Here is a 6,647-nt window from a genome sequence, read left to right as displayed (position 1 = left end):
GAATTCCGCGGCTCCGACGGCTGGGCAGCGGGTGCCGGCGCCTCGGTCGCGCTCGTGAAGATGGGCGCGAACGGCGCGGTCGACACGACCACGGCCACAGCACCGGTCCAGGTCATCGTGCTGACGAACGCCGGCCTGATGGGCGACGTGTCGATCAACGGCACGAAGGTCACGAAGCTGAAGATCTGACGCGGCGCCAGCCTCGCCCGTGCGCACCGCGCGCGAGCGGCAGACAAACGGCGATGTCCTTGCGGGCATCGCCGTTTTTTCATGTGCGCGCGCAGCGGCTCAGGTCGTCGAGTCGATCACCTTGAAGCGCGAGCGCTTCTGCGCGCGAATCAGCGCCTGGTACACGTCGACGTACTGCCGCGCCATCCGGCGCGACGTGAAGCGCTCCTCGAAGCGTTGCCGCACGCGTGCGCGCGGCAGCAGGTGCAGTCGGTTCACGGCGGCCACCGCGCTGATCTCGTCCTCGACGATGAAACCCGACACGCCTTCGTCCACGACTTCCGGCACGGCGCCGCGATTGAACGCGATCACCGGCGTGCCGCACGACATCGCCTCGATCATCACCAGCCCGAACGGCTCCGGCCAGTCGATCGGAAACAGGAGCGCATGCGCGCCCGACAGGAATTCGGCCTTCTGGTGGTCGGCGATCTCGCCGATGTACTCGACATGCGGCAGCGCGAACAGCGGCTTGATCTCGCGCTCGAAGTACTCCTGGTCGGCTGCGTCGATCTTCGCGGCGATCCGGATCGGCAGCCCGCACTGGCGCGCGATGCGAATTGCCGTATCGACCCGCTTCTCCGGCGAAATGCGGCCGAGGAACGCGAGATAGCGCGGCTCGACGGGCTGCGGCAGGTACATCGTCTCGGGTAACCCGTGGTAGACGGTCGTCAGCCACTTCGCCTGCGGCAGCGGCTGGCGCTGGGAGTTCGAGATCGAGATCACCGGCGCGGTGTTGAATGTGTCGAACACCGGCTGCTGCTCGGGCAGATCGAGCCGGCCATGCAGCGTCGTGACGAACGGCGTTTCCTGGCGGTTGAAGACCGAAAACGAGTAGTAGTCCATGTGGAAATGGAGCACGTCGAAGTCCTTCGCGCGGCGCGCGACCGTCTCCATCAGCAGCATGTGCGGTGCGACCCGGTCGCGGATCGACGAGTCGAGCCGCAGCGCGCGCGGCCATACCGGTTCGAGCTTCGCCCGCGTCGTCGAATCACCGCTCGCGAACAGCGTCACGTCATGACCGAGATCGACGAGCGCCTCGGTGATGTAGGACACGACGCGCTCCGTGCCGCCGTACAGCTTCGGCGGCACGGATTCGGTCAGCGGGGCGATCTGGGCAATTCTCATGATCCACGTCTCCTGTGTCCTCGATCGGGATCGGCGGCCGCGCTCGCGCCCCCCATCCCGTGCAGAGCGGGCCGGCATCGCGCCGGCCGGATATCCCATTATTATTCGCGATCCCGATGCCCGGTAGCGCCGGTCTTGCATTTTATGGGGGTTGTTACAGACAGGATACATTCCGCCGGGTGCCCGCCCGTGCGGCGCCGATGCGGGCGCACCGCCCCGCCTGTCCCGCCCGCCGCGACGATCCCGGCCAGCCTGGAAGTGCCCGTCAGCGCGACGGCCACTTCCACGGCGGCAGGTCGCGCGTGTCCGCGTCGACGAGCACGGTCGCGCCGAGCTGCTTGTCGAGCACCAGCGACTCGCAGCCAGCCTCGCGCTCGAGCGTCGCGATGAGCCGCGCCGCATGCGACACGACGAGCACCTGCGAGCGCTGCGCGGCTTGCGCGATCAGACGGCCGAGCGCCGGCAGCAGATCGGGATGCAGGCTCGTTTCCGGTTCGTTCAGCACCATCAGCGCGGGCGGGCGCGGCGTCAGCAGCGCGGCCGCGAGCAACAGGTAGCGCAGCGTGCCGTCCGACAGCTCGGCCGCCGACAGCGGCCGCAGCAGCCCGGGCTGGCGCATCAGCATGTCGAAGCGGCCGCGACAGCCCGGATTGTCGATGTCGACCGACGCGCCAGGAAATGCGTCGTCGATTGCTGCATCGAGCGCCGCGGCATCGCCGATCTCGCGAATCGTCTGCAGCGCGGCGGCCAGGTCGGCACCGTCGTCCGCAAGCACCGGTGTGTGCGTGCCGATGTGCGACTGCCGGGCCGGCGCCTGCGCATCGGTCCGGAAATGATCGTAGAAGCGCCACGAACGGATCCGCTCGCGCACCGCGATCATCTCCGGCGCGCCGACCGGATCGGCGAACTCGGTCATCATGCTGTCGAAGCTCGCGACCGGCTGCGGCACCGTGTGCCAGTCGCCGGAGGCGGTGCGCGTGCGAATCTGCGCGCCCTGCCGGTCGACCAGCAGCGTCGACGGGCGCAGCAGCGCGCCGCCCCAGATGCATTCGCGCTTCACGACAGGATCGAGCGCGAACTGCGAACGGCTCGGAACCGGCAGGCCGAGATCGATCGCATAGCCGAAATCGTCGCCGGCAAAACCGAGCCTGAGGCTCACGGGCCCGCTGCGCACCGTGCCGGTCACCGGCGTGTCGCCGTTCAGCATCGCGCGCGAAAAGCGCTCGGGGCCGGCCCACAGCGTCGACGGCAGCCCGCCTTCGCGCGCGAGCGACGGAATCACGCGGCCCTGCGCGGTGTCAGCAAGCAGCCGCAGCGCGCGGTACACGCTCGACTTGCCGCTGCCGTTCGGCCCCGTGACAACGGTGAGCGCGGCGAGCGGCACGATCAGCTCGCGCAGCGAGCGGTAGTTGGCGATGGCGAGCGTCTTCAGCGCGGTCATGAGAAAGAAAGGGTTGCGGTACGGGCATGCGTTCAGCGGCCTCCGGTGGCCTTCGGGTCGGCCGCTGTGTTGGCCGCCGTGCTGGCGGCAGGCGGCCGCGCGTGCGGCCGCTCGGGATTGGGCTCTTCCGGCGCCGAATCGTGCGGATACAGCTCCATCCTGCTGCGCGGCAGGCATTGCGGATAGCGCGCCTGCAGGTACGCGATCAATCCCTCGCGCACGCGGCAACGCAGATCCCAGCACGCCGACGAATCGGCGGCGCTCACCAGCGCGCGCAACTGCATCGTGCGCTCGGTTGCGTCGGTCACCTGCAGCACCTGCACGCGGCCGTCCCACTCGGGCGCCGCATGGACGAGCCGCGCGAGTTCCTCGCGCAGCGGCGCAAGCGGCGTACGGTAGTCGACCGACAGGTACACCGTGCCGATGATCTCCGAGCTGCTGCGCGTCCAGTTCGTGAACGGGTTTTCGATGATCCACTGCAGCGGGACGACGAGCCGCCGCTGGTCCCAAAGCCGCACCGACACGAACGAGCCGGTGATTTCCTCGATACGGCCCCACTCGCCCTGGATCACGACGACGTCGTCGAGCCGGATCGGCTGCGTGAGCGCGATCTGCAGCCCGGCGATCAGGTTGCCGAGCACCGGCCGCGCGGCGATACCGGCGACGAGGCCCGCGACGCCGGCCGACGCCAGCAGGCTCGCGCCGACCTGGCGCACGTTCGGGAACGTCATCAGCGCGGCGCCCGTGCCGATGATCACGATCAGCACCATGACCGTCCGCACGAGCACCTTGGCCTGCGTATGGATGCGCCGTGCGTGCAGGTTGTCGGCCGTATCGATCGGATGGGCCTGGATGATCGCGTCGCCGACGCCGGCCGCGAGCCGCACCAGCAGCCAGGTCAGCGAGATGATCGAGCCGACCGCGGCGGCGGTGCGCATTCCGCGCACGAACGACATGCCATCGTCGGCCTGGATCCACAGGAATTCGAGCGCGAGCAGCGCGAGCGTGACGAGCGACGGCTTGTCGATGTAGCTCAGGATCACGCTCATGAGCGGATACGGCTGCGCGATACGCTTGACGATGCGCGCACCGAGTCGATGCACGATCACGACGACAAGCACGACGACGACCGACACGAACAGCGCGCCGAGCCACGAATGCAACGGCGCATCGGCGATGCGCTGCAATTCCTCGATTGAAATCATCGGCGCCCGGGATGCTTCGGTTATGAGGCGCGTCGGCCTCGTCCTGGATGCGTCGGCGATGTCCGGGCGTCGCGCACACCCGGACGCGGCGTCAAATCAGTTGCCGCCCTTGCAGGGAAACGCCTTGCCGAGACCGAGCGACACCGCGGTGCTCGCGTTGTAGTCGGCCAGCTTCGGATTCTCCGCGATGTACTTGCGCACCGCGTCGGTCATCTGCTGCGCCCGGATGTCGGGCGGCAGGCAGAAATACTGCCCGACGCGCGGCCCGGTGGTGCCGCCGATCGCGTCGATGGTGTTGTAGACGCCATCGGCGGCGCCTTCGATGTAGGCCGCGCACGACGCTCGCGACTTGACGTCCGTCTTCGCGCACAGCCGGTCGAGATCCGCGCCCGTGAACGCCGCCGCCGACAACGGCACGGCAAACGCCGCGGCACAAAACATAGCCCGCAACATGGTGTTCCTTATGTCAATGCGGCCCGAAGACCGCTCACTGCGCTGACCGGCGCGACGGCCGGACGCCCGCTGCCAGCCGGTTTCCGGCCGACCGGGCGCGCCCCGCCGTCGCGCCGAAACCGTCATTTTGCACTCTTTTGCGCATCTGCCGGCGTCGAGGCGCCGATGCGCACCGTCCGCTTGGTCAGGATCTCGATGGCGTCCGGCGCCTTGTAGTGCTTCGCGAAATCGAGCGCGGTGATGCCGAGCTGGTTCTTGACTTGCGGATCGGCGCCCTGGTCGAGCAGCAGCGTGACCGTCGACGCATGGTTGCCGCGCGCGGCCATCATCAGCGGCGTCGTGCCGTTCGGCGACGCGGTGTCGATGTAGGCGTCGTGGTCGAGCAGGATCTTCACGACCGCGTCCTGGCCGTTGGTGGCCGCGTAGTGCAGCGGCGCCCAGCCCTTCTTGCCGACTTCCGCGCCCTTGTCGATCAGCAGCTTGACGAGCCCGACGTCGCCGTTCAGCGACGCGAGCATCAGCGCGTTCTCGCCGGCCTTGTCTTCCTTCTCGAGGTCGACGTTCGGCGTCGTGGCGAGCGCCGCGGCGACCTTGTCGGACTTCTCGCGCGCGGCGATCACGAGCAGCGGGTCGCCGTTCGGCGCGAGCGTGTTCGGATCGAGCTTGCCGCTCTTGAGTTGCTGGCCGATGTCGGCGATGTCGTCGAACTTGACCGCCTTGACGACAGCGTCGAGCGACTCGGCGTGTGCGCCGGCGGCGGCAAACAGGCCGCTCGCGACAAGCGCGGCGGCGACGAGTGCGCGCTTGGGCAGGTATGTGGTCGGCTTCGTCATTGTTGTGGGCTCCTTCCCTGGGTTGTGGGCTGTGCCGCGCGTCGTTAGCGGGCGATCTTGAACAGCCGGAAAAAGTTTTGCGTCGTCGCATCGGCGAGCGCCTCGACGGCGATCCCGCGTTCCGATGCGATAAAGCGTCCGACATGGCTGACGTACGCAGGTTCATTCGGCTTGCCGCGATACGGCACCGGCGCGAGGTACGGCGAGTCGGTTTCGATCAGCAACCGGTCGAGCGGCACGCGCCGCGCGACGTCCTGCACGTCGGTCGCGTTCTTGAACGTGACGATGCCCGACAGCGAGATATGGAAGTTCTGCGCGAGGGCCTGCTCGGCGACCGGCCACGGCTCGGTGAAACAGTGCATCACGCCGCCCGGCACGTCCGCGCGCTCCTCGGCCATGATCCGCAGCGTGTCTTCCGACGACGAGCGCGTGTGGATGATCAGCGGCTTCATGGTCGCGGTAGCCGCGCGGATATGCGTGCGAAAGCGTTCGCGCTGCCATTCCATGTCGTCGATGGAGCGGCCTTCGAGCCGGTAGTAGTCGAGGCCCGTCTCGCCGATCGCGACGACCTTCGGGTGCGCGGCCAGCTCGATGAGTTCGGCGAGCGTCGGCTCCCGTGCGTCCTCGTGATCCGGATGCACGCCGACCGATGCGTAGACGTTGTCGTGCGCCTGCGCGATCGCGAGCACGTCGGGCAGCGTCTCGAAATCGACCGACACGCACAGCGCGTGCGTGACGTCGTGCTCGCGCATGTTCTCCAGCACGGCAGGCAGGCGGTCGGCGAGACCCTTGAAATTGATGTGGCAGTGAGAATCGACGAACATCGTGTTTCCTGAATACGTAAGGCGGGCGCTCACGCGCTCGCCGGCAATCGTTTCCCCACCCGGCGGAAACAATTCTCGCTCATGCGAACATTTCCCGATAATCGAGAAACAGTTCCTCGAATACGAGCCGCGCGTTGAGCGGATGGTTCTCGACGGTACGCTGGCGCGTCACGGCCTTCATGAAGCGCGCGAACGCATTCGCGTCGACCGCCTCGGCGCAGCGCGCGAGCGCCGTCGCGTGCGTCGGGAAGTAACGCGGCGCGCCCGCCATCCGCTGCGCGAGCAGATCGTACAGCCAGCGCTGCAACCAGCCGAGCACGAGCGGCATCGGCAGCTTCTGGAGCGCCTCGCCGCACGCGAACGGATCGCACGCGGCACCGGCCGCGAGCTGGCCGAGCGTGAAATCGCGCAGCGGCCGATTCTCGTCGCTCGCGAGCGCCAGCGCGGCGAGCGGCGCGCCGCCGGCTTCGGCGAGCAGCGCACGTGCATCGTCCACGCCTTGTGCCGAGAGCCATGCCTGTGCCGTCTCCGGCGCCGG

The 6,647-nt window shown here is 68.2% G+C and carries 6 protein-coding genes and 2 pseudogenes; 1 reads left to right on the top strand and 7 read right to left on the bottom strand.

Going from position 1 to position 6,647, the window contains the following annotated elements:
• A pseudogene (locus J7024_RS35945) lies at window positions 1–189 on the top strand (BPSL1445 family SYLF domain-containing lipoprotein); the annotation flags it as partial.
• Window positions 190–288: 99 nt separating this feature from the next.
• On the opposite strand, the gene J7024_RS35940 reads toward J7024_RS35945, so the two are convergent.
• The 7 genes and pseudogenes from J7024_RS35940 to J7024_RS35910 all read right to left on the bottom strand — a co-directional run.
• Entirely contained in the window at window positions 289–1,353 is a 1,065-nt protein-coding gene (locus tag J7024_RS35940; protein WP_124828505.1) for a glycosyltransferase family 4 protein, read from the bottom strand.
• Between the two features lie 265 nt (window positions 1,354–1,618).
• Entirely contained in the window at window positions 1,619–2,794 is a 1,176-nt protein-coding gene (locus tag J7024_RS35935; protein ID WP_175796383.1) for an AAA family ATPase, read from the bottom strand.
• A 32-nt stretch (window positions 2,795–2,826) separates the two neighbouring features.
• On the bottom strand, window positions 2,827–3,999 hold the full coding sequence (locus tag J7024_RS35930) for a mechanosensitive ion channel family protein (protein WP_234744711.1): 1,173 nt from the start codon (window positions 3,997–3,999) through the stop codon (window positions 2,827–2,829).
• 96 nt (window positions 4,000–4,095) lie between these two features.
• Window positions 4,096–4,452, bottom strand: coding sequence for a Rap1a/Tai family immunity protein (locus tag J7024_RS35925; RefSeq protein ID WP_031399254.1), 357 nt, complete (start codon window positions 4,450–4,452; stop codon window positions 4,096–4,098).
• 122 nt (window positions 4,453–4,574) lie between these two features.
• Entirely contained in the window at window positions 4,575–5,285 is a 711-nt protein-coding gene (locus tag J7024_RS35920) for an ankyrin repeat domain-containing protein (protein WP_124828460.1), read from the bottom strand.
• Window positions 5,286–5,329: 44 nt separating this feature from the next.
• A complete protein-coding gene (locus J7024_RS35915) occupies window positions 5,330–6,109 on the bottom strand; it encodes a TatD family hydrolase (protein ID WP_124828459.1) in 780 nt (259 codons plus the stop codon).
• A gap of 79 nt (window positions 6,110–6,188) precedes the next feature.
• Window positions 6,189–6,647, bottom strand: a pseudogene (locus J7024_RS35910) (DNA polymerase III subunit delta'); the annotation flags it as partial.

This window comes from Burkholderia sp. WTPI3, assembly GCF_021483755.1.
GTDB lineage: Bacteria > Pseudomonadota > Gammaproteobacteria > Burkholderiales > Burkholderiaceae > Burkholderia.
The sequence above is the reverse complement of the archived record's forward strand: the minus strand, read 5'-3'. Positions and strand labels throughout refer to the sequence as shown.